This window comes from Sphingomonas sp. Leaf33, assembly GCF_001421785.1.
Lineage (GTDB): Bacteria > Pseudomonadota > Alphaproteobacteria > Sphingomonadales > Sphingomonadaceae > Sphingomonas.
In genome coordinates, this window is sequence record NZ_LMLB01000001.1 from 812,704 (window position 1) to 833,802 (window position 21,099).

Annotated in this window: 20 protein-coding genes; 4 read left to right on the forward strand and 16 right to left on the reverse strand. The window is 67.1% G+C overall.

Annotation, left to right across the window (positions count from 1 at the left end):
• The first annotated feature begins 46 nt into the window (after positions 1-46).
• Positions 47-2,188 carry an NAD-dependent DNA ligase LigA gene (gene ligA / locus ASE86_RS04095; protein WP_056422698.1) on the forward strand — a complete coding sequence of 714 codons (2,142 nt, stop codon included), beginning with the start codon at positions 47-49 and terminating at the stop codon, positions 2,186-2,188.
• Positions 2,189-2,508: 320 nt separating this feature from the next.
• Here ligA and ASE86_RS04100 read toward each other — a convergent pair whose 3' ends face one another.
• The 16 genes from ASE86_RS04100 to ASE86_RS04160 all read right to left on the reverse strand — a co-directional run bounded on the left by ASE86_RS04100 (position 2,509) and on the right by ASE86_RS04160 (position 15,175).
• A complete protein-coding gene (locus tag ASE86_RS04100; protein WP_056422702.1) occupies positions 2,509-2,898 on the reverse strand; it encodes a hypothetical protein in 390 nt (129 codons plus the stop codon).
• Positions 2,886-3,353: a MarR family winged helix-turn-helix transcriptional regulator gene (locus ASE86_RS04105; protein ID WP_162233303.1), complete on the reverse strand. Its 468-nt coding sequence runs from the start codon at positions 3,351-3,353 to the stop codon at positions 2,886-2,888. Before ASE86_RS04105 ends, ASE86_RS04100 begins: the two co-directional genes overlap by 13 nt.
• Positions 3,354-3,378: 25 nt before the next feature.
• Positions 3,379-5,100: an ABC transporter ATP-binding protein gene (locus ASE86_RS04110; RefSeq protein WP_162233304.1), complete on the reverse strand. Its 1,722-nt coding sequence runs from the start codon at positions 5,098-5,100 to the stop codon at positions 3,379-3,381.
• Between the two features lie 14 nt (positions 5,101-5,114).
• The gene (locus ASE86_RS04115) at positions 5,115-6,299 is read right to left on the reverse strand and encodes an ABC transporter permease (RefSeq protein WP_056422712.1); all 1,185 of its coding nucleotides are present in this window, start codon (positions 6,297-6,299) and stop codon (positions 5,115-5,117) included.
• Positions 6,300-6,302: 3 nt separating this feature from the next.
• On the reverse strand, positions 6,303-7,463 hold the full coding sequence (locus ASE86_RS04120) for an ABC transporter permease (RefSeq protein ID WP_056422714.1): 1,161 nt from the start codon (positions 7,461-7,463) through the stop codon (positions 6,303-6,305).
• Positions 7,460-8,185, reverse strand: coding sequence for an ABC transporter ATP-binding protein (locus ASE86_RS04125; protein WP_235523983.1), 726 nt, complete (start codon positions 8,183-8,185; stop codon positions 7,460-7,462). Before ASE86_RS04125 ends, ASE86_RS04120 begins: the two co-directional genes overlap by 4 nt.
• A gap of 2 nt (positions 8,186-8,187) precedes the next feature.
• Positions 8,188-9,219 (reverse strand): efflux RND transporter periplasmic adaptor subunit, encoded by a 1,032-nt coding sequence (locus tag ASE86_RS04130; RefSeq protein ID WP_156347021.1) that lies wholly within the window; start codon positions 9,217-9,219, stop codon positions 8,188-8,190.
• 17 nt (positions 9,220-9,236) lie between these two features.
• Positions 9,237-10,145 carry a hypothetical protein gene (locus ASE86_RS04135; protein ID WP_056422719.1) on the reverse strand — a complete coding sequence of 303 codons (909 nt, stop codon included), beginning with the start codon at positions 10,143-10,145 and terminating at the stop codon, positions 9,237-9,239.
• Positions 10,146-10,169: 24 nt separating this feature from the next.
• Positions 10,170-11,144, reverse strand: a complete 975-nt coding sequence (locus ASE86_RS04140; RefSeq protein ID WP_156347022.1) for a HEAT repeat domain-containing protein — start codon at positions 11,142-11,144, stop codon at positions 10,170-10,172.
• A 123-nt stretch (positions 11,145-11,267) separates the two neighbouring features.
• A complete protein-coding gene (locus tag ASE86_RS15885) occupies positions 11,268-11,420 on the reverse strand; it encodes a hypothetical protein (RefSeq protein WP_156347023.1) in 153 nt (50 codons plus the stop codon).
• 27 nt (positions 11,421-11,447) lie between these two features.
• The gene (locus tag ASE86_RS15890; RefSeq protein WP_156347024.1) at positions 11,448-11,591 is read right to left on the reverse strand and encodes a hypothetical protein; all 144 of its coding nucleotides are present in this window, start codon (positions 11,589-11,591) and stop codon (positions 11,448-11,450) included.
• Between the two features lie 77 nt (positions 11,592-11,668).
• Entirely contained in the window at positions 11,669-12,631 is a 963-nt protein-coding gene (locus ASE86_RS04145) for a hypothetical protein (RefSeq protein WP_056422725.1), read from the reverse strand.
• The gene (locus ASE86_RS04150; protein ID WP_056422727.1) at positions 12,631-13,587 is read right to left on the reverse strand and encodes a HEAT repeat domain-containing protein; all 957 of its coding nucleotides are present in this window, start codon (positions 13,585-13,587) and stop codon (positions 12,631-12,633) included. Before ASE86_RS04150 ends, ASE86_RS04145 begins: the two co-directional genes overlap by 1 nt.
• Before the next feature lie 94 nt (positions 13,588-13,681).
• Positions 13,682-13,840, reverse strand: coding sequence for a hypothetical protein (locus ASE86_RS15895; RefSeq protein WP_156347025.1), 159 nt, complete (start codon positions 13,838-13,840; stop codon positions 13,682-13,684).
• A gap of 214 nt (positions 13,841-14,054) precedes the next feature.
• Positions 14,055-14,672, reverse strand: a complete 618-nt coding sequence (locus ASE86_RS04155; protein ID WP_162233305.1) for a hypothetical protein — start codon at positions 14,670-14,672, stop codon at positions 14,055-14,057.
• Complete coding sequence (locus ASE86_RS04160; RefSeq protein ID WP_056422733.1) at positions 14,669-15,175, reverse strand: RNA polymerase sigma factor; 507 nt, start codon at positions 15,173-15,175, stop codon at positions 14,669-14,671. Before ASE86_RS04160 ends, ASE86_RS04155 begins: the two co-directional genes overlap by 4 nt.
• A gap of 498 nt (positions 15,176-15,673) precedes the next feature.
• On the opposite strand from ASE86_RS04160, the gene ASE86_RS04165 reads away from it, so the two are divergent.
• From ASE86_RS04165 to ASE86_RS04175, 3 genes are all read left to right on the forward strand, one after another.
• A complete protein-coding gene (locus ASE86_RS04165) occupies positions 15,674-18,967 on the forward strand; it encodes a TonB-dependent receptor (protein ID WP_056426575.1) in 3,294 nt (1,097 codons plus the stop codon).
• A gap of 168 nt (positions 18,968-19,135) precedes the next feature.
• Entirely contained in the window at positions 19,136-20,185 is a 1,050-nt protein-coding gene (locus ASE86_RS04170; protein ID WP_082441827.1) for a sensor histidine kinase, read from the forward strand.
• 66 nt (positions 20,186-20,251) lie between these two features.
• Complete coding sequence (locus ASE86_RS04175; protein ID WP_056422739.1) at positions 20,252-21,055, forward strand: LytR/AlgR family response regulator transcription factor; 804 nt, start codon at positions 20,252-20,254, stop codon at positions 21,053-21,055.
• The last annotated feature ends 44 nt before the right edge of the window (positions 21,056-21,099 follow it).

Sequence of the window (21,099 nt, forward strand, 5' to 3'; positions counted from 1 at the left end):
GACACGGCATTGCCGATTTGGCCGACGCCGATTACCCGGTACTGCGATGACACGCGCGTTGCCGACCACCGAAGCCGCTGCGGCGGCCGAGCTAGACCGTCTGGCGCGCGAGATCGCGCACCACAATCGCCTGTATCACACCGACGACGCGCCCGAGATCAGCGACGCCGACTATGACGCGCTGGTCCGCCGCAATGCCGCGATCGAGGCGGCGTTTCCGGCACTGGTGCGCGACGACAGCCCGACCCGCCTGATCGGCGCGGCACCTGCCGGGCATCTGGCCAAGGTCGCCCATGCCCGGCCCATGATGAGCCTGGACAACGGCTTCTCCGACGACGACGTGCGCGACTTCATCGGCCGCGTCCGCCGGTTCCTGAAGCTCGCCGCCGACGCCGATGTGGTGCTGACCGCTGAGCCCAAGATCGACGGCCTGTCCTGCTCGCTGCGCTACGAGGATCGCCGGCTGGTCCGCGCGCTGACCCGCGGCGACGGCGCGGTGGGGGAGGATGTGACCGCCAACGTCCTGACGATTCCCGAGCGCGACATCCCGCGCACCTTGCCCGCCGACGCGCCGCCGGTGTTCGAGGTGCGCGGCGAGATCTACATGGAGAAAGCCGCTTTTGCCGCGCTCAACGCGCGGCTGGCGGCGGAGGCGGATGCGACGGGGAAGGTCGCGCGCCAGTTCGCCAACCCGCGCAATGCCGCGGCCGGATCGCTTCGCCAGAAGGACGCCGCGGTCACCGCCGGTCGCCCGCTGCGGTTCCTGATGCACGGCTGGGGCGAAGCGAGCGCCGTGCCGGGGGCGACACAGGCCGAGGTCGTCGCGACATTGGGGCGATGGGGCTTCCCGGTCGCCGAGCAGTTCCAGCGCTGCGACGGGGTCGAGGCGGCGCTTGGCGTCTACCGCGCGATCGAGGCGCAGCGCGCCGACCTCGCCTTCGACATCGACGGTGTCGTGTACAAGGTCGATCGGCTCGACTGGCAGGAGCGGCTGGGCAGTATCGGCCGCGCGCCGCGCTGGGCACTGGCGCATAAATTCCCGGCCGAACGCGCGCAGACGACGCTGGAGCGCATCGACATCCAGGTCGGCCGCACCGGCAAGCTTACCCCGGTCGCGCGGCTGGAGCCGGTGACGGTCGGCGGTGTCGTCGTGTCCAACGCGACGCTGCACAACGCCGACGAGATCGCACGGCTGGGCGTACGCGAAGGCGATCGGGTCGTTCTGCAACGGGCCGGCGATGTCATCCCGCAGATCGTCGAGAACCTGACCCGCGACGCACCGGGCGAGCCCTATCGTTTCCCGACCGAATGCCCCGCCTGCGGGTCTTCCGCCGTTAGAGAAGAGGGGCAGGTCGATATACGCTGCACCGGCGGCCTGGTCTGCCCGGCGCAGCGGGTCGAGCGGCTGCGCCACTTCGCCTCGCGCCACGCGCTGGATATCGACGGGCTGGGTGCCACACATATCGAGGCGTTCGTCGCAGATGGCTTGCTGACACAGCCCGCCGACATCTTCCGCCTGACGCGCGACGACCTGCTGGCGCGCGAGCGCTGGGCCGCGGTGTCGGCCGACAATCTGGTCGCCGCGATCGATGCGAAGCGCACGCCACCGCTCGACCGGTTCCTGTTTGCGCTGGGCATCCGCCATGTGGGGGAGATCACCGCCCGCGACCTCGCCCGGCGCTATCGCAGCTGGGACGCGCTGTCGGCGGCGATCGCCACGGCCGGCGCCCTGCGTGCCGCGACCCAGCCGACCCCGGCCGAGCCGGAGCGCAAATTTGCCCAGCGCCGCGACAAGGCGGTGGTCGAGGCGATCGGCGTCGCCGGCATCGGCCCGGAGGTCGCCAACGCCCTGCTCGACTTCTTCGACGAACCGCACAACCGCGAAGCGCTCGACGACCTGTTCGCCGCCGGCGTCGCGCCATCCGATATCGTCCACGAAACCCGCACGTCGCAGGTCAGCGGCAAGACCGTGGTCTTCACCGGCACGCTGGAAACGATGAGCCGCGACGAGGCCAAGGCGCAGGCCGAGTCGCTCGGTGCGCGCGTGGCGGGATCGGTGTCGGCCAGGACCGACCTGCTGGTGGCGGGGCCGGGGGCGGGGTCCAAACTGAAGAAGGCCGCCGACCTGGGCGTGGCGGTGGTCGACGAAAGCGGCTGGGCGGCGATCGTCGCGGCGGCGGCCGACTGATCGCGCGCTGAGCCGCCGCTCGACCGGATTAGGGTCTGTACTCAATCAGGACGGGGATCGTGATCGCCCGCAGGAAGGCGCTGGCGAGGAGTGCCGCGCAGCAGGTAGCGGCGCTACCTGCAAGCAAGCGACGACGACCAGCGCCTTCCTGCGGGCGACGGCTTTGCCGCGGGCCGTTTTTGGCCCAGGGCGGCGTCGCGAGCCGAGAAAGCCCTGGGGTCACGATGCCATAGCATCGCTCCGCTCCTCGCTTCTTGCCCCGAACCAAAATCGGCTCCGTCACGACCCCGTCCTAATTGAGTACAGGCCCTAGTCGTCGGTCAGCTTGTCCATCGCCGGCCCGCAGGGGTGAACAGCATCGCGATGGCCGCGATCTGCAACACGCCGGCGATCGCGCCCAGCAGGATCGCAGGCTCGTTCCAGCGACCGGGGCCCACGCGCACGGCGGTCAGCAGCGCGATGGCGCCAAGGACGACCAGCACCCATTTCGCGGTCACGCTGCCCGTGCGGGTGATCGCCAGGCCGAGCAGCGGCATCAGCCACGGTACGCCGAAGGTGAAGGCGATGGCGAGCGGTGTCCCGTCGACCTCCGCGCGGCGTCCGAACAGGCCCAGCAGATGGGCGGTCTCGAACAGCGCGGCGGCGAGCAGGGTGAGTTCAAACAGGCGTTCGGTCACCAGCGGACGCGCGGCGGTCGTCAGATCAGACATGTCGAATACTCCTGGGGCTGGTTGGCGGAGGACAGGCGGGCGGCCGATCGCTCGATCAAGGCGGTCATGCGGGTGAGGCCGGTTTCGCTGATCGCCAGCAGGATCGACCGGCGATCGAACGGGTTCGGCCGGCGACTGACGAGCTTGCGATCGGACAGATAGTCGATGACGCGCAGCGCGGTGGTCATCGACGTCCGGCCGCTGGCACACAGCTCGCCCACCGTCATCTCGCGCCGATCGCAGGCGGCCAGCGCCAGCGCGAGCAGCATGTCCCACGCCGGGTCGGCGAGCATGTTGTGGCCGAACAGGTCGCGGCGGGTTCCGCGCGTTTCATAGGCGTTGGCTAGGATGACCCGCCAGCGTCGGATCTGCGCGACCAGCGGGTCGGGCAGGCCGATCGGCACGTCCGGCACGACCGGGGCCGGTGCTGTGTCGATTATGTCCCTTTGCAGCATGGCATGCATATCGGTTCTCCTTGCCTCAGCTGGCCGCGGCCAGGGTTTCGCGAACGACCGGTCGGGTCGCGCCCAGGTCGGTTTCGACAAGCCGGCCGCCCACCACCGTGTAGAGGCGGTCGAGATCGCGCAGCATGCCGAGCTGGTGCGTGACGATCACCGTGGTGCGCCCCTCCATCAATCGCTGGAACGACTGCATCACGAGCTGGCCGTTGGCTTCATCCAGGCTGGCGGTCGCTTCGTCGAGCAGGAGGATGACCGGATCGCGGTAGAACAGGCGGGCGAGCGCGATGCGCTGCCGCTGGCCACCCGACAGCAGCACGCCATTCTCTCCCACCGCCGCGTCGAGCCCGCCGGGCAGGCGATCGACGAATTCGAGGCAATTGGCGGCGGCAGCAGCGGCAAGGAGGCGGGGCTCGTCGATATCGTGTGCGCCATAGACGATGTTGTCGCGGATCGTGCCGGACACCAGCGTCGGCGTCTGGGGAACATATCCGATCGCCTGGCGCCACACGGTCAGATCGATTTGGGAAATGTCGACCCCCCCGCACAGGATGCGTCCGTGCTGCGGGGCGTAGAAGCGTTCCAGCAGGGCCAGCAGGGTGGACTTGCCCGAGCCGCTGGCGCCGACGATCGCGGTGCGTGCGCCGGCGGGGATCACCAGCCGATCGACCGTCAGGACAGGATCGTCGCCGTAGCCGAAGCGCACGTCCTCCAGCACGAGGTCGCCGGCATCGGTCGAGGACCAGCGCACGGGCGTAGCGACCGCGCGCGACGGCGTGGGCGCTTGCAGCAGGTCGGCGAGCGGTTCGGCGGCACCCTGTGCCATCCGATACTGCGATATGAACCGCGACAGGTGGATCAACGGCGCGATGATGTTGAAGATGTACAGGATGAACGCGGTCAGCGTGCCCGCCGACAGCGTGCCGGCGGCGACCCGCGCGGTTCCGTAGGTAAACAGCAGGATCAGCGCCGCCGTGATGGCCAGGCCGTTGGCGGGGCTGAGCGTCGCCTGCACCTTGGCCAGACGTCGCCCGGCGAGCTCGCCATGCGCCAGATGCGCGGCGATACGGTCGCGCTCCATCGGCTCGGCAGTGAACGCCTTGACGAGGCGGATGCCCGAAAACACGCGGGTCAGCGCCGCGCCGACGTCGGCGGTGTGGCCGTTGATCGCCTTGTTGATGGCGGCAAGGCGCATCACCATCGGCACCATCAGCACGAACGTCCCGATGACGATGGCGAAGATCATCGCCGTGAGAGGGCCGTCGAGCAGGGCGAGCACCACGACCGAGCCGACCAGCAGTAGCGATCCGGTGACCAGCCCTGAGATGCCGTTGGTCAGCAGCTGCGCGATCACCCGGGTGTCGCCGGTGATGCGGCTGACCAGCGCGCCGCTTTCCTGTCCGTCGAAGAAGGCGACCGGGCGATCGGCGACGCTTTCGAACAGGCGCCGCTGCGTGCGGTGCAGGATCGACAGGCCCGCGCGCGCCAGCATGTAGGCGGATGCCGCGCCGCACAGTGCACCGCCGACCAGGACGCAGACCAGCAGGACGAGTTGCGGACTGGTCAGCGCGGCGCCGGTACCCGTCGTGCCGAGATGGTCGATCAGGTCGCGGGTCAGTACGGGGAAGGCAAGCGTCGCGGCGACATCGAACAGCGCGACGACGATGGCGGCCAGGATCAGCAGCCGGGGCGGGTTCCCTGCGGCGATCACCCGGGCGAGTGGCGAGCGGATACGGCGGTTCATGACGATGATCTCCATCACTGCGAGTCGCTGGCCAGGCCCGCCAGGATCGGCTGGCGCGCGGCGCGGAAGGCGGGGGCCGCGCCGCCAAGGACGCCCACGACGGCGGCGAACAGGAATGCCGCACCGATCGCTGCCGGTGTCAGCTGGAACGCGAAGCCGACATCGGCCCCGCCGGCCAGCGTCGAGCCGACGCGCCCGTCGAGGAACAGCGCGACGATCGCCACGCCCAGCGCGGCGCCGGCCAGCGCCAGCACCAGGGCTTCGGTAAACGTGGCGACGAACGTGCCGCCGGGTCCGAAGCCGATCGCGCGCAGTGTCGCGATCTCGCGGGCGCGGGCGGCGACTGAGCTGAACATCGTGTTGAGCGCGCCCGCCAGCGCACCGACGGCCATGGCGATGGCCAGGGGCCAGCCGATGCCGCGCAGCATCCGCGACAGTCCCGCCGACTGGCCGGCGAAGAAGCGATCCTCCCGTTCGATACGGACCGACAGTCGCGGATCGTTGGCGAGCGTCCCGGCAAGGCGGGTCAGCACCGCCGGATCGGCGACGGGCAGGCGCAGCGACTGGACGGCGGGCTGGTCGGGAAAGGCGGTGCGCATCGCGCCGGCATCGATCCACGCCTCTGACTCAAGCGCGCTGCCGTCGGCGCTGACGATCCCGGCGACGCGCCATTGCTGTCCACCCAGGCGAACGTTCGTGCCGACCGCAGTCGCGCCGAGCTGCACGGCGGCCGCGCGACCGAGCACCACTTCACCTTCGGCCGGCTGGGGTGGAGCGGCGCCATCCGGCAATCGGCGTTGCGGGCGCAGGGCGGTCGCAGCCGGACCGACGCCGCGCAGCACGATACTGGCCGTACTGCCATCGGTGCGGGGCACGGCCACCACGCGCACGGTTTCTGCCGACAACCGACGAAGCGGAACGCCGGCGTCGGCCAGGCGCGATTCGAGGATCTGGAGCGTTTCGGGCGTCAGCACGCCGATCTGTTCGGATCGGACACCGCGACCGACGATCACGGCGACATCGCGCGATCCGGCGCCGGCCAGCGAGCGGGTGAACCCTTCCGCCATGGCCAGGAAGCCGAGGAGCGTCGCGACGACCAGCGCGATGCCGACCAGGCTGGCCAGCGCCATCGGCCAGCGGGCGGGCAGGCTGGACAGGGTGATCCGGATCGCGGCGGCGGTGGAGGAGAATGCGGACATGGTTCAGCTCCTCGAGAAGGCTTCGGCCGGGCCGATGCGGGTGGCGCGCCAGGTGGGCAGCAGCGCGACGGCGATGCCGAAGATGCAGGCGATACCGATGCCGCCGGCAAACACGCCGATCGGAAGGGCCGACGCCGACGGCGCGTTGCCGGTGATCGCCGCGGCAATCAGGGTCAGCAGTCCGGCCGACAGCGCAAGGCCGATCGCCGCGCCGACCACCGTCACCAACAGCGCCTCGCCCACCACCATCGCCGAGATGCGGCGAACATCGAAGCCGATCGCGCGCAGCACACCGAATTCGCGCCGACGCTGACGCACGATCAGGGCGATGGTATTGCCGACGATCATCAACACCGTGACGAACGCGGCCGCCACGACGACGCGGATCACCAGCGCGAAATCGACCACCTGCGACAGGAACGCGCGGGCCATCGCCGCGGCGGGCTCGGTCCGGGTTTCGGCATCGCTGTTGGCGAACCGCGCGTCGATCTGCCCGGCGATCCGGTCGTTCAGCGCAGGATCGGCAGTCCGGATCGCGAACCAGTTCACGCCGTCGGACCGCAGCGCTGCCGCTTGCGCATAATAGTCGAGATGCGCGATCGCACCGCTGATCCGTTCGTCGGCGTCGGTCGCGTGGTAGATGCCGGCGATCCGGAACGGCCAGTCGAAGCTGCCGTCGCTGCGCGGCGCGATCTCGCTGGTCACGACCACCTGGTCTCCGACCGACCAGCCCCGCTCGCGCGCGGTGACCGAATCGACGACTGCGGCGTCCCGACTGGCGAGGAAGTCGCGCCGCTGGTCGGCCGGCAGGACGATGCTGGACGGGTTCTGCGCCAGATAGGGTTCGGGATCGACCATCTGGGTCGGCACCTTCGCCGTGCGATCGCCGGTATAGCCGCCGATGATCGCTACCGCCGCGACGCTGTCGACACCCGGCACCTGCGCCAGAGTCGTGCGGTAATGGGCGGGGACGGACTGGAGCAGGCCGGCGCGGTGATGAACGATCAGATCGCGCCCGCCCGCAACTGTGTCCCCGCCCAGCAGGCGATCCATGCCGAAGAGCGTGCCGTAGAGCGCGAAGGCGGCGACGATCGCAACGAGCATCAGCGCGGTCCGCAGCTTCTGCCGGCCGAGATTGCGCCAGGCGAGCCAGGCGAATTTCATCGCACCAGCTCCGGCCGGGTCACGAGCTGTCCCTTGTCGAGGTGCAGCACGCGGCGCGCCCGCTCGGCCGCCCGCGGATCGTGCGTGACCATAACCACGGTCTTGCCGATCACGCGGCTGATCTGGTCCAGCATGTCGAGCACTTCGTCGGCGGTTGCGCGATCGAGATCACCGGTCGGCTCGTCCGCCAGGATCAGTTCGGGGTCCGTTACCAGCGCCCGGGCGATCGCGACGCGTTGTTGCTGCCCGCCCGACAACTCGCCCGGCCGGTGCCGGCTGCGGTCCGACAGCCCGACCAGATCGAGCGCCAGCGCGGCACGGTGTCGCCTTTCCTTGGCCCCCAGCGGCGTCAGCAGGAGCGGCAGTTCCACGTTCTGCGCCGCGGTCAGATAGGGCATCAGATTGTAGAACTGGAAGACGAAGCCGACGTGCGCCGCGCGCCAGCGGGTGAGCCAGGCATCTCCCCGGTCGCGGATCGAGGCGCCCTGGAACCGGATGTCGCCGCCATCGATGGTGTCGATTCCGCCCAGCAGGTTGAGCAGGGTCGTCTTGCCCGATCCGGACGGGCCCATCACGGCGACGAACTCGCCCTCGTCGAACCGCAGGTCGAGACCGTCGAAGATCGACACCTGCTCGGACCCCTTGCGATACGTCTTCACCGCGCCGGACAGCTCGATCAGCGCAGGCAATGGCGCGGCTGTGATGTGGGTCATGTCGTTCATGGTCACCCTTTCGTCTGGAAAAAGACGCGTGCCGCCATTTCCGGCAGGATTCGCGCATCGGGATCGTCGATGCCGACGCGGACGCGGAAACTGGCGCGGGCCCGGTCGGCGACGGGGACGACCGCGATGATCCGGCCGGCGTAGTGACGATCGGGATAGGCCTGGAGCGTAATGCGCGCGCGCTGGCCGGCGGCGACGCGCGCGATCTGCGCCTCCGCCACATCGACCTCGACCTCCAGGCTCGACATGTCGACGATCGTACAGATGCCGGTGCGGGTGAAGCCACCGCCGGCGCTGACCGGTGAAATCATCTCGCCCGGCTGGGCGCTCAGTCGGGTCACGACGCCGGCGAAGGGCGCGCGGATACTGAACCGGTCGAGCGAGACCGCGGCCGACCGCACGTCCGCCGCCGCTCCGGCGCGCTGCGCCTCGGCACGGCGGATGTCGGCGGTGATGGCCTGCAGGTCCGCGCGCGCCTGATCGAGATCGGCGCCGCGGGCAAAGCCGCGCGCGGCCAGCGCGGAAAACCGCGCTTCGGTGAGCGCGCGTTCGCGGTGGCGTGCGGCCAGGCCCTGAAGTTCCGCGCCCCCGGCCACCACGGCCGCCTGCGCGCGGGCGAGCCCGGCGACCATCGCGCGATCGTCCAGCCGGGCGATCAGCGCGCCGCGCGCGACATGCTGGCCTTCCTCCACGGCGATGCTCTGGATCATGCCCGTGGCTTGCGCCGCGATGGTGGCGGCGCGGCGGGCAACGACATGGCCGGAGCCGCTGAAGCCGCGATCGACCGGCGCGGCGACGGCGGGGGCGGGTGCGGCCGGCGCGGCGGCCACGACCGGCCCCGCGCCCAGCCGCCCGCCGGTCCAGAACGCCAGCGCAGCGACTCCGACCAGCATCGCAACTGTTCCCATACCGCGACCACGCCCCCCGCTGCGAGGGCGCGCCGGGGCAGGCGTGCTCGCCATAGATGGCATCGGCAGCTTTCGCCCGGGCGAGAGCTTCAGTTCGCGCAGCTTGTCGGCAAGATCGGTCGGCATGGCGATGTCCCCGGCGGTCAGGCGAGCAGCGGTTCGAGGACGGCGATGCGCTTCAGGCAATGCCCGCGAACCTGTGGATCGGCATTGGCGGCTCCGCGTCGGTGCACCTCGATCGATGCGGCCGCACTGCTCTGGACAGCGGCCAGCGCGTCGGTCGCGATGCAGCGGACGCGCCCCGACCGGTGCGACCGGCTGGTTTCCGTCAGGAAATCCTGCGCGTCGTCGCCGCCCGACACCGCCAGCATCGGGAGCAGGGCGGTCGCGCCGATCCGGTTGAGGATGCCGTCGACGCAGCCGTGGTCGGTGTCGAAGCTGTACTGGTCCATGAAATTGCCGCGCATGGAATTTTCCATGATGTTGATGCTCATCGACATGGCATCGCCCGGCTGCTGGTCGTGGACGTCGCGAAACGCACGGTAGAGCATCACCTTGCCCTGGCTGAGCGCCGAGTGTTCGACGAACCGCAGCGCGACAGGTTCGCCGGCGAAGCCTTCGACCGCGCCATAGTCGTATTCGTAGTAGTTGCTGCGATAGCCCGGTCCCATGTAGCCGACCGTCAGGAAGTTGAAGTTGTGGTCGTGCGGGGCGTGGTAGAAGAACGCCTTGGGTCCCGACGCGCGCAGGATATGGTCGTTTTCGGACGGCCAGAAATTGGCGCGCATGAAATACCCGCGATCCGCCTTCGTCAGCATGATCGTTTGCGGCGTGTAGTTGTTGTCGATCGAATCGAGGTTCTTGCGCTCCTTGAGTTCCTTCAGCGCAAGGTCGGCGACGAACGTGCGGTTGTTCGCCAGCTTCTTCAGCATCGGCGCTGCCTCCAGCATCGCCGCCTCGTCACGGGCATCGATCTTGATATCGTCGAGATAGGCGAGGATGTCGCCGAGTTCGATCTGGTCGGTGTCGTCGCAGGGTCGGACGATGGGCATCGGGATATCCCTTGGTTGGCGCGGTCAGGCGGCGCGGGTTTCGGCCAGGTGGGCGTTGACGAGATCCAGCGTCCTGCGGGCGCAGCGCCGGACCGATGGCTGGGGATCGGTCTCCATCAGTCGCAACAGGTCGGGGAGCGCGCGGCCCGGATCGAGCGCGACCAGTTCGCGCATCGCGTGCCAGCGGACGAAGTGCAGTTCGTGGGACAGCAGGTCGCGGATCGCGTCCCACGCGTCGGTCCGACCGCTCATGCGCAGCAACGTCGACAGCATCTGCAGCCGGCTGGGCGCCTGGCCGATCGCCTGCGTGCTGCGAATCCGCCCGGTATCGGCATCGCACACCACCGACATCGGGGCCTCGCCGTCCGACATCTGGCTGATCAGCATCAGCACCGGGCCTGGGCTCGGCAGATATTCCAGCGTCTGGAAACTGGTCATGCGGCACACGTCGCCAGCTTGCAGCTCGATCGGCTGGCCAGGCGTCGCCGCGCGGTCGATCGCCGCCAGATCGTCGCTGTCGGTGATTGGAGAGAGCGTCCACACGCGCGCGGTCAGCGTTCCCTTCAGCACACGCACCGAATTCGGCGTGCCGGCGAACGACACCGACCGCGTGTCGCCATCGATCCGTCGCTTGGCGAGGCGCAGCATGTGCGGATCGATCGCGACCACCAGCGAGATGAAATTGCGCGCGCGCGCCAGGGCCATCGCGCTCTGCGCACCGGTGGAATAGCCCTGGAACTTCGAGGAATAGGTGCTGGAGGCTGCAAAGGCCCCGCGCTCGACATCCAGGATCGTCGCCACGGCCTCGAAATCCAGGGTCTGCTCGACCAGGTCGAAGACGCGGGTCGCGTCGTCGCCAAAGCCGGCGGCGGCTTTCTCCAAAGCGCCGAGACCGGAATGGTCGCGGTGGTGCGTGGCCAGTCGCTTGGCGGTGTCCACGACATTGGCGACATAGGCTTCGTCGCGAAACAGAGACACCCACTCGCTGCTATTCTTCACGAAATCTCTCCCTGGTACCGGTCGCGCCCGATGGATCGGGTCGTCGAGCGGGTGTCCGCGAACGGTGGCGGCGGATGCGTCACCGTTCGCGGACATCTGACGGCGGCCGGGGCCGCCGTGACGTCACTCGGCGACGGCGTCGGCCGAGAGGCCGGCGATGATGCCGGTGACGATGCCGATGATCACGCCACCGACGCTGGTGATGCCGTCGCTCTTGTCGCAGTCGGCGAGGCCCATTTCGAGGTCGAGGGCGGGCAGGTTGCTGGAATCGAACATGATGATGCTCCTAAATATGAGAGTGAGTTAAACCAGGATATCGATCGCGCTTGCGACGACTTCGTGCACGAGTGCGCGTACACCGGAATTCAGTCCTTCGACCGAACCGCAGTCGATCATGCCGGCTTCGAAGTCGAGGTTGGGCAGCTGTGCCGTATCGAACTTGGTCATTGCTATTCTCCTTGAGAGCGACTGTTTGCCGCAAGAGAAGTATGCTCATGCTAGACTGTATATTTCTAGCAAAACATCTATCCGATTTCGTTGCTAATCAGGGTGTTGTTGTTGGTCATCGGCGCGGTGCCGGCAAACCAGGCCCCCAGGTCGGCGACCTCGGCCAGGCGTGCCCGCGCCAGTGTGCGGACGGTCCGGTCGGTGTTGCGGCAGCCCGCCTCGAGCACCTCCACGCGGTGGGCGGTGTCTCGGGCGGCGCTGGCGCGCGCGGCGATCGCTGCATAGCGCAGGCGCGTGCTGGGATGGGTCGTCGCGATCCGGTCGAGCATCTCCAGCGAATCGGCATCGCCCAGCGCCGCGGCTGTCGCGAACAGGGGTTCGTGCGGTGACGGGTTGCCTATGCTCGCGACGGTGCCGTGCGCGGTGTCGAACATATACTGGTCGCAGAAGGCAGACGCGGGCGACGCCTCCATGATGTTGAGCGATACCGACAGCCGATCGGGTGGCAGCTGGCTGTGGACGTCGCGGTGCGCGCGGTAGAGCTGGACCTTGCCAAGCGACAGGCAACTGCGTTCCACGAACCGCAATCCCGCGTATTCGCCGGGGATGCCGGCGACCGCGTCGTAGGCGTAGTCGTAATAATCGCTCCAATAGCCCGGACCCGCATAGCCGACCGTCAGGAAGGATACGTTGTGGTCGTGCGGCACGTCGTAGAAGAACGTGCCCCGGCCGTTGGCGCGGACCAGGCTGTGGTCCGCCTCCGGCCAAATGTTGGCGCGGATCGTGAACGCGCGACCGGCGTGGAGCATCACAACCTGCGCACCATAGCCGTTGGTCGCCTGCCCGCTGCACCGCGTGGCCAGTTCGTCGGCGATGATCCGGGCCAGGAAGCCCCGGTCGTTCGCGAGGCGCTTCAGGTTCGTCCCGAAGGCGCAGAAAGCGTCTTCGTCGCGGGGATCGAACGGATTGGCCTCCAGCGCCTCGATTACGTCGCCGAGCGACAGGGCCTGCGCGTCATTGGTATCGATCACGCGTGGCATCAGGCGGCCTCTCGCTGGTGAAGAGCGCGCGCGGCGGCCGCGGCGATGTCGGGATGGGGATCGTCGGCGAGGCGGGCGAGACGCGGCCAGGCGCTGGCGGGATCGACTCGCATCAGTTCGCGGACGGTATGCCAACGCACCGCGAAGTCGGTGTCCACCAGCAGGCGATCGTAGAGCGGGAGGTCGACTGCGGGCGTTTCCAGCGCACCGAGCGTGGAAAGCATCAGTTGCACGCGCGACGCGGCGAGATCGGTCGAGCTTGCCGCCAGCGGGCGAAAGGTTGCGGCGTCGTATTCGACGCGGAACGGCGCCCGTCCGGTCAGGACCGTGCATTCCAGATAGACGATCGCGCTTCTGGCGTGGGCGAAGGTGAAGCTTTCGCAGGCACCATCCACCACGAACAGGTCGCCATCGGACAGGCTCTCGCTGATGCCCGGCCGGCAGCTCGGGTGGCTGGCCAGCCGGAAGTCCCGGCCCGCGGGCACCGCGACGAAGCGGTGCACGGTGGCGTCACCCGCCCGGATCATCCGGCGCAGCGCGAGGTCGCCCGAAAATGCGATCACGCGACCGTTCGGGTCCTGGCGCTTCTTCGCCGCTAGGCTGTCGACCCGGATGGTGATCAGCGAGACCGACAGGTCGGGATGATCGAATAACCGGATGCCCTGGCCGATCGCCCCCGGGATCGAACGGAGGGGAGGCGTGAAGAACGGATCGACCGCCAGATGCGCGAGCATGTCGGCGACGTAGCGATGCGCCAGATCGACATCGTCCAGCACGTCCATGGCGATGGCGACCACGCCGTCCCGGTCGCCGCCGGCCTGGTCGAGGCGGGCGACAAGCTGCGCGAACGCACCCTGATCGCGCCAGGCGACATGTGCGGCCACGCTGCGGTCGAGCGTCGTGCGCTGCGCCTCGCGATCGGCGAGCCACGCGGACAGGGGAGGGCTGGCAAGCATGACTTCTCCTGTCCCGGGCACCGCCTGGCGCCCGGGTTGGGGATCTCAACGGATTGGCGAATTGGTCCGCGGCGAGGCGCCGCCGGGCCGGCGATCAGAACGTGGGCGGGGGATCGCGCGGGTCGGTGTTGCCGCTGCCGACCAGAATGCCGACGAAGACGGCAAGGCACGGCGGCCCACCGATTTCGTCGCCGGCGGCGTGGCCGTAGAAGGCGATGGTGGTATCCAGGTCGGAAAGCTCCATTTTGGTCATCTCAGGCCCCTTTCGCCCTGAAGATGTCGCATCCGACCTGCTCGACCTGTGATGGCCAAGTTCTCTCGGCTTCCGGCACGGGTGTCTCCCGCGCCGGAATGAATGCGACGATCCATGAGCGTATTGCGATGGCATCGGCGCCATCGTTGACCATAGTCGCCCAGCGACGGGAAATCTGTCGCGGCCTCGGAACTTTTTTTGAAAAGAGTGAAAGTCAGGGCGCGCTGGGCTGGTCGCGGCGATATTCGGCGCGGTATTCCTCGGCCAGATCTGCAAGATAGACGATCGCGCGCCGATCGCGCAGCCACGCCGTCGCCAGCCGGATCAGGACGCAGGTCAGCAGGGCAAGTGCCAGCCATTTGACCGCGGGCGAAGACCACCACTGGCCGTCCGATGGCCGCACGCCACCGACACGGCCCAGACGCGCCATGACGAAGCCCAGTGCGAAGAGCGGAACGATCAAGCCGATCGCCAGGCTGTTGCGGATCAGGCGCGCGCGGACACGACCGCGTTCGCGGTCGAGCAGCGTCACGCGTTCTGGATCGCCGGTGCCCAGTTCCTCGCCGCGCAGGCGATAGCGCTTGCGTTGCGACCACCACAGCAGCGCAACCATGGCCGCGGCCATCATCGCTGCGTGCCATGTCCGCTCGCCGAAGATCCATGTCGCGAGATAGAGGGACAGCGCCAGCAGGACGATGCTCTCCAGCGCGTTCCATGCCCGGGTCTTCCATACCGCCCGCCGCCACAGCCGCTGGCTCGCCACCACCTCGGCTTCCGATGGCTGATCGGAATTCCAGGCCGCGCGCAGGATGTCGAAGTCGTCGGCCATCATCCGTCCCTTAACGCATCGGTAAGGTAGGCACGAGCCCTGGTACAGCGCAAGGTCGCGGCGTTGACGGATATCCCCAGGATTGAAGCGATCTCGGAGTAGGAAAAGCCCTCGAGCACCAGCAGGGCGGTTTCGCGCTGCGCAAGCGGCAGGCCGGCGAGCAGGCGGGCAAGCTTGCGCTGGAGATCGTTCTGGATCGCCTGTTCTTCCTGGACGGGCCCGATCCGGGCCATCTGGTCGTCGAGCGGTGCAGAGCGGCCGCGACGGGCGTGCTGGCGAACATGGGAAACCGCGCGCTTCTGGGCGATCTGCGCGACGAATGTCTTGAGCGAGGAATCGCCGCGAAACAGCGGCAGCGCCCGCCAGATGGCTAGCAGGATATCCTGCTTCAGATCCTCGCGGTCCTGCTCGTTGGCCTCGAAGGAGCGGGCGATGCGAGAAATAAGGCCGGCATGGTCGCGGATCAGGCCATCGAAATCGACGGGCGGCGCCTGTGTCGCGGTCACGTCGCGTGTCCGGGCCGATCGGTATCCTGGCACGCCTTCATGGTTTCGCACTCATCCAGGGAATGACCGTCGGCCGGCGCGGATCGGAAGCCCGCCCGCAGTGGAGAGTGGATCGGTGCGAGACGCGAAGTCAAGGCGACCTTGGGTCAAAGAGGACGCGATCGATGGCGAAGGCGGGGCGTCGTTGTCCCAGCGCCGCCAGTGTAGCCCCGGGGTTCGTTGGGCCTACCGCCCCACGAACACACCGGTGCTGCAGCTGCCAACATAGCCCTCTTTGCGATGGGCGGATAATCGAGACGAAAGGCGCCACGCTCCGACACCACTTCGTGCCATGGAAACTGCTTCAAAGTGATGCCTTTTTGCAACGCAGCATCGATGAATCAGAGACCGACTCGACGACTCAGGGGTTCGTCATTTATTAGTCACAAATCGAGAGCAGGGGCGCACCGTGAACGGCACGGGTGCCGTGTTCGAGCGATGACGCTCAAAGGGGAATTTATGCGCAACATGTTGATCTGTGGCGTGGCTGCGGCCGCGCTGGTGGCACCGCTGGCGGCTGCGGCTCAGGAGACGACGTCGTCGATCCGCGGCACGGTCACGGCCGGCGGCGCGCCGGTTGCCGGTGCCGAAGTGACGGTTACCAACGTGCCCTCGGGCACGACGTCGACCACCACTACCGGCAACGACGGCGGCTTCAACGCAACTGGCCTGCGTGTCGGCGGCCCGTTCACCGTCGCGGTGTCGAGCCCGCAGGGCACCACCCAGGTCACCGAGATCTATACCGTCGTTGGCCAGCCGTACGAGCTGCCGATCGAACTGGCCGCGACCGATAGCGGCACGGACATCGTCGTGACCGCCTCGTCGATCGCCGGTGCCGGGACGGTCGCGGCGGGTCCGCGCACGGTGCTGACGCAGGACGACATCAGCAAGGTGGCGTCGGTCAACCGCGACATCCGCGACCTTGCGCGTCGCGATCCGCTCGCGCAACTCGACCTGTCGAACAGCCGCGCCGTCAGCTTCGCCGGCGTAAACCCGCGCTTCAACCGATTCACTGTCAACGGTGTCCAGATCGGCGACAATTTCGGTCTGAACGCGGACGCCAACCCGACCGGTCGCGGCCCGATCCCGTTTGACGCGATCAGCCAGTTCTCCGTCTCGATCGCGCCTTCCGACATCCGTCAGGGCAACTTCCAGGGCGGCGCGATCGATACCGTGGTCCTGTCGGGCACAAACGAGTTCCACGGCACGGGCTTCTATTCGCAGTCGACGAACAAGCTGCAGGGCGACCGCATCGGTTCGAACACTCAGGTCGTGCCGCCGTATAAGTCCGAGACCTACGGCGCCACGCTGCGCGGGCCGATCATCAAGGACAAGCTGTTCTTCATGGTGTCGGGTGAGCGCAACACCGATCCGCGTCCGCTGTCGGTGTCGCAGATTTCCCAGATTCCGAACCTGACACAGGCGCAGATCGATCAGGTCGGTTCGATCGCGCAGAGCGTGTACAGCTATAATCCCGGCGGCTTCCTGACGATTAACAATCAGAAGGATGAAAAGATCGTCGGCCGGATCGACTGGAATATCACCGACGGTCAACGCCTGTCGATCACGTACCTGAACGCCTATGAATCCAGCACGGTCGGCAACAACACCTCGACCAGCAACACGGCCCCTGCCCTGGGTCTGTCGTCGAACGGCTATCAGCGTAGCGTTCTCGTGCGTTCGGGCATTGCTCAGCTGAATTCCGACTGGACCGACCGCCTGTCGACGGAAGCACGCTTCCTGTACAAGGCCAACGAAGTGACGCAGCTGCCGCTGAACGGCCTCGGCTTTGCACAGTTCCGGGTCTGCACGGATGCGACCTCGGTCAACTCCGGTACCAACACGATCACCAGCTGTGGCACCGCGCCGATCATCTCGTTTGGTCCCGACAATAGCCGTCAGGCCAACGAGCTGTATTTTGATACCTGGGGCGGCTCGTTCCTGACGCGCTATAATGCGGGCAATCATGAAGTCCGCTTGCTGGCCGAATATAATCGCAATCGCTCGACCAACCTGTTCCTGCAGAATGCGGCGGGCAATTATTACTTCGACTCGATCGCCGACTTCCAGAACCGTGCCGCGTCGCAGTTCAACTACGCCAACGCCCTGTCGCTGAACATCGACGATGCTGCTTCGGACTTCGTTTATGACCAGTGGACTTTCGGTCTCCAGGACACCGTCCAGGTCGGCAGCCGGTTCGACTTCACGATCGGCGCGCGCTACGACCTCTACGGCATGCGTTCGGAAGTGCCGCTGAACACGGCGTATCTCGCGCGATACGGCTTCACCAACACCCAGACCTACAAGGGCCTGGACAATTTCCAGCCGCGCTTCAGCTTCAACTGGCGTCCGGTCAGCGGCCTTCGGATCCGCGGTGGTGCATCGGTGTTCGGCGGCGGTTCGCCCGACATCTATCTGTCGAACAGCTTCTCGAACACGGGTGTCGTGACCAGCGCGATCACCAACCTGACCCGTGCGACGACGGCAGCGAACGGTAACACGGCGACCTGCGCGTCGAACGTGGCGAGCTCGGTGTGTGGGGTCGCGTTGAACGGTGTAACCGGCAGCTCCATTCCAGCCGCGGTCAACTCTTTCGTTTCGACCAACACGTCGGGCCAGGCGCTGGCAACCACGTCGTCGCTGGCGCAGGACTTCAGCCCGCCGTCGGTCTTCAAGGCGAACCTGTCGGCCGATTACAAGCTGTTCGGCTTCAACTTCGGTGTGGACTATCTGTTCTCGCGCACGCGTAACGGGGTGAGCTTCACGGATCTGCGCTCGCGCGTTGCGGGGACGCTTCCGGATGGCCGTCCGCGCTATACGTTCGTCCCGACGCCGGGTGTTACCGCGACCGCCGACAGTGCGAGCGACTATCTGCTGTACAACGACGGACGTGGCCGCAGCCATGTCGCGGTCGTGCGCTTCGACAAGTCGTTCGACTTCGGCCTCTCGTTCGGCGGCAGCTATGCCTGGCAGGACGTGAAGGACGTCAGCCCTGCCACGTCGTCAACCCCGGGCTCGCTCTACGCCAACGCGGCGAAGGCGGATCCGAACTTCCCGACCTATGGCAAGGCCAACGACGAGACGACGTGGCGCTACACCTACAACGTCGGCTTCGACCACGCCTTCTTCGGTGATTACCGCACGGTCTTCCAGCTGTTCGGTGAAACCCGCGCCGGGCGTCGCTACAGCTTCACGATGCAGGACAACGTGTCGGGTCGGTCGAGCGTGTTCGGCACGGTGGGCAACAACAACGCCTACCTGCTGTATGTCCCGACCGGCGCGAACGATGCGAAGGTCAGCTACGACAGCCCCGCTACGCAGCAGTCGCTGGAAACGCTGATCGGTAACACCAACCTGAAGAACTATCGTGGTCAGATCGCGGCCAAGAACATCGCCCGCAATCGCGCCTTCACGCGGATCGACCTGCACGTGGAGCAGCAGATCCCGACTTTCATCGGTGATTCGCGGATAACGCTGTTCGGCGACATCGAGAACCTGCCGAACCTGCTGAACAAGAACTGGGGCGGTCTGCGCCAGTTCGGCTTCCCTTACACGGGCGATGTCGTTCGCGTGCAGTGCCTGCAGGCGCCGGTCGCGACGGGCACGACCCCGGCGACGGCCCAGACGTCGAGCAGCGCGGCGACGCCGTGTGCGCAGTATCGCTACTCGACCTTCCGGGACGTGAACACGCAGGCTGTGAACTTCAACAGCTCGCTCTACCTGATCCGCGTCGGCGCACGCTTCACCTTCTAAGCGTTCGCCACGCATCGCGCCTTCAGGGCCGCCGCCTGACCCCATCCGGGGCCCAGGCGGCGGCCCTTTTCTTTGCACGCCCTGCGACGAACCGTTAGAGGCGTGCGCGTGCACCAGCCGACGATCCTGTCCCGCCCCTTCTTCGAACAGAAGAGCCGCGCCTTCTGGATGCTCCAGGCCGCCGGCTGGTCGGGCTATTTGCTGCTGCGCACCGTCGTGGCGGTGTCGAACAACGTGTCGGTGGAGGGCTATCCGCCGATCTTCATCGAAGCGATCGTCGGCTATTGCCTGACGCTGCTGCTCTCGACGCTCTACGGCTATTACCGCCGCCAGCCGCGCTGGCGGGCGATTGTGCTGACGGTGGCGACGCTGCTCGTTGCGACGCTGGTCTACTCTGTCATCCAGGCCTTCAACATCAGCTTCCTGCGGCCCGGCGCGCGCGGCGGCGATGGCGGCATCAGCTGGGCGCTGGTCATCGGGTCGAGCTTCATCCCGTTCACCGTGCTGACGGGCTGGACCTCGCTGTATTTCGGCATCAACTGGTATCTGATCGTCGAGGAACAGGTCGATCGGATGCGCCTGCTGGAGACAGAGGCGTCGTCGGCGCAGCTCGCGATGCTGCGCTATCAGCTCAACCCGCATTTCCTGTTCAACACGCTCAATTCCATCTCGACGCTGGTGCTGCTGAAGGAGACGCAGCGCGCGAACGCCATGCTCAGCCGGCTGGCGGCGTTCCTGCGCTACACGCTGGCCAACGAACCGACCGCGCACGTGACCGTGGTGCAGGAGGTCGAGACGCTGAAGCTGTATCTTGAGATCGAGAAGATGCGGTTCGAGAAGCGCCTGCGGACCAATTTCGAGATCGACCCGGCGGTCGAGCGCGCCCGCCTGCCCTCGCTGCTGCTCCAGCCGCTGGTGGAGAATGCGATCAAATATGCCGTGACGCCGCAGGAGGAGGGGGCGGACATCTCGGTCACCGCTCAACTCGCCGCCGAACGCGTTCGCATCACCGTGTCGGACACCGGCCCCGGCTTGAACGGCGGGACCAAGCGGCCAAGCCTGTCGACAGGCGTCGGCCTGACCAACATCCGCGAGCGATTGGCGCAAGCGTATGGTCCGGACCACCGTTTCGAAATCCGTGCTCTTCCCGAGGGCGGGTTTTCTGTCGTGATCGAGATACCATATCAGCTGGAGGAACCGGCACGCGAGGCAGGCTGACGAGACTAACGGGGAACCGATCAGGGGGCACTGACGATTTTTCCGCATGACGAAAGATTACGACGCATGACCATCCGCACCATCCTCGTCGACGACGAGCCGCTGGCGATCCAGGGCCTCGAGCTGCGGCTCCAGGAATTCGACGATGTCGAGATCATCGACAAGTGCCAGAACGGCCGCGAGGCGATCAGCGCGATCAAGACGCACAAGCCAGACCTGGTCTTCCTCGACATCCAGATGCCCGGCTTCGACGGCTTTTCGGTCATCCAGGGCCTGATGGAAGTCGAGCCGCCGCTGTTCGTGTTCGTCACCGCCTACAGCGACCACGCGCTGAAGGCGTTCGAGGCGCAGGCGGTCGATTACCTGATGAAGCCGGTGGACGAGGCGCGCCTGGCCGACACGCTCGACCGCGTCCGCCAGCGCCTGTCAGAAAAGCGCGGGGCGGAGGAAGTCGAAAAGCTGAAGGAAGTGCTGGCCGAGGTCGCGCCGGATTCGGTCGATGCGATGGCCGAGACCGGCGGCGGCGAGCCTGCGTCGAACCGCTTCGAAAAGCTCATCAACATCAAGGACCGCGGCAAGATCTTCCGCGTCGACGTCGACACGATCGAGGTCGTCGAGGCGGCGGGCGATTACATGTGCATCAAGACCGGCGACAACACGTTGATCCTGCGCCAGACGATGAAGGACCTGGAAAAGCGCCTGGACCCCCGCCGCTTCCAGCGCGTCCACCGCTCGACGATCGTCAACCTCGACCTCGTCCGCCAGGTGAAGCCGCACACCAACGGTGAATGCTTCCTGGTGCTCGATTCGGGGGGCCAAGTGAAGGTGTCGCGCAGCTATCGCGACGTGGTGGCGCGGTTCGTCCATTAGGGCGCCGCAGGCTGTCACCGCATACCGGGAGACGGACGAGACAT

Coding starts and splice junctions, on each gene's coding strand:
- ASE86_RS04155 (WP_162233305.1), bottom strand. CDS start 14,672: ATGATGGCCGACGACTTCGACATCCTGCGCGCGGCCTGGAATTCCGAT.
- ASE86_RS04105 (WP_162233303.1), bottom strand. CDS start 3,353: ATGCTGCAAAGGGACATAATCGACACAGCACCGGCCCCGGTCGTGCCG.
- ASE86_RS04130 (WP_156347021.1), bottom strand. CDS start 9,219: ATGCCGACCGATCTTGCCGACAAGCTGCGCGAACTGAAGCTCTCGCCC.
- ASE86_RS04170 (WP_082441827.1), top strand. CDS start 19,136: ATGCTCCAGGCCGCCGGCTGGTCGGGCTATTTGCTGCTGCGCACCGTC.
- ASE86_RS04165 (WP_056426575.1), top strand. CDS start 15,674: ATGCGCAACATGTTGATCTGTGGCGTGGCTGCGGCCGCGCTGGTGGCA.
- ASE86_RS04125 (WP_235523983.1), bottom strand. CDS start 8,185: ATGAACGACATGACCCACATCACAGCCGCGCCATTGCCTGCGCTGATC.
- ASE86_RS15895 (WP_156347025.1), bottom strand. CDS start 13,840: ATGACCAAAATGGAGCTTTCCGACCTGGATACCACCATCGCCTTCTAC.
- ASE86_RS04120 (WP_056422714.1), bottom strand. CDS start 7,463: ATGAAATTCGCCTGGCTCGCCTGGCGCAATCTCGGCCGGCAGAAGCTG.
- ASE86_RS04150 (WP_056422727.1), bottom strand. CDS start 13,587: ATGCTTGCCAGCCCTCCCCTGTCCGCGTGGCTCGCCGATCGCGAGGCG.
- ASE86_RS15890 (WP_156347024.1), bottom strand. CDS start 11,591: ATGACCAAGTTCGATACGGCACAGCTGCCCAACCTCGACTTCGAAGCC.
- ASE86_RS04110 (WP_162233304.1), bottom strand. CDS start 5,100: ATGAACCGCCGTATCCGCTCGCCACTCGCCCGGGTGATCGCCGCAGGG.
- ligA (WP_056422698.1), top strand. CDS start 47: ATGACACGCGCGTTGCCGACCACCGAAGCCGCTGCGGCGGCCGAGCTA.
- ASE86_RS04115 (WP_056422712.1), bottom strand. CDS start 6,299: ATGTCCGCATTCTCCTCCACCGCCGCCGCGATCCGGATCACCCTGTCC.
- ASE86_RS15885 (WP_156347023.1), bottom strand. CDS start 11,420: ATGTTCGATTCCAGCAACCTGCCCGCCCTCGACCTCGAAATGGGCCTC.
- ASE86_RS04175 (WP_056422739.1), top strand. CDS start 20,252: ATGACCATCCGCACCATCCTCGTCGACGACGAGCCGCTGGCGATCCAG.
- ASE86_RS04145 (WP_056422725.1), bottom strand. CDS start 12,631: ATGCCACGCGTGATCGATACCAATGACGCGCAGGCCCTGTCGCTCGGC.
- ASE86_RS04135 (WP_056422719.1), bottom strand. CDS start 10,145: ATGCCCATCGTCCGACCCTGCGACGACACCGACCAGATCGAACTCGGC.
- ASE86_RS04100 (WP_056422702.1), bottom strand. CDS start 2,898: ATGTCTGATCTGACGACCGCCGCGCGTCCGCTGGTGACCGAACGCCTG.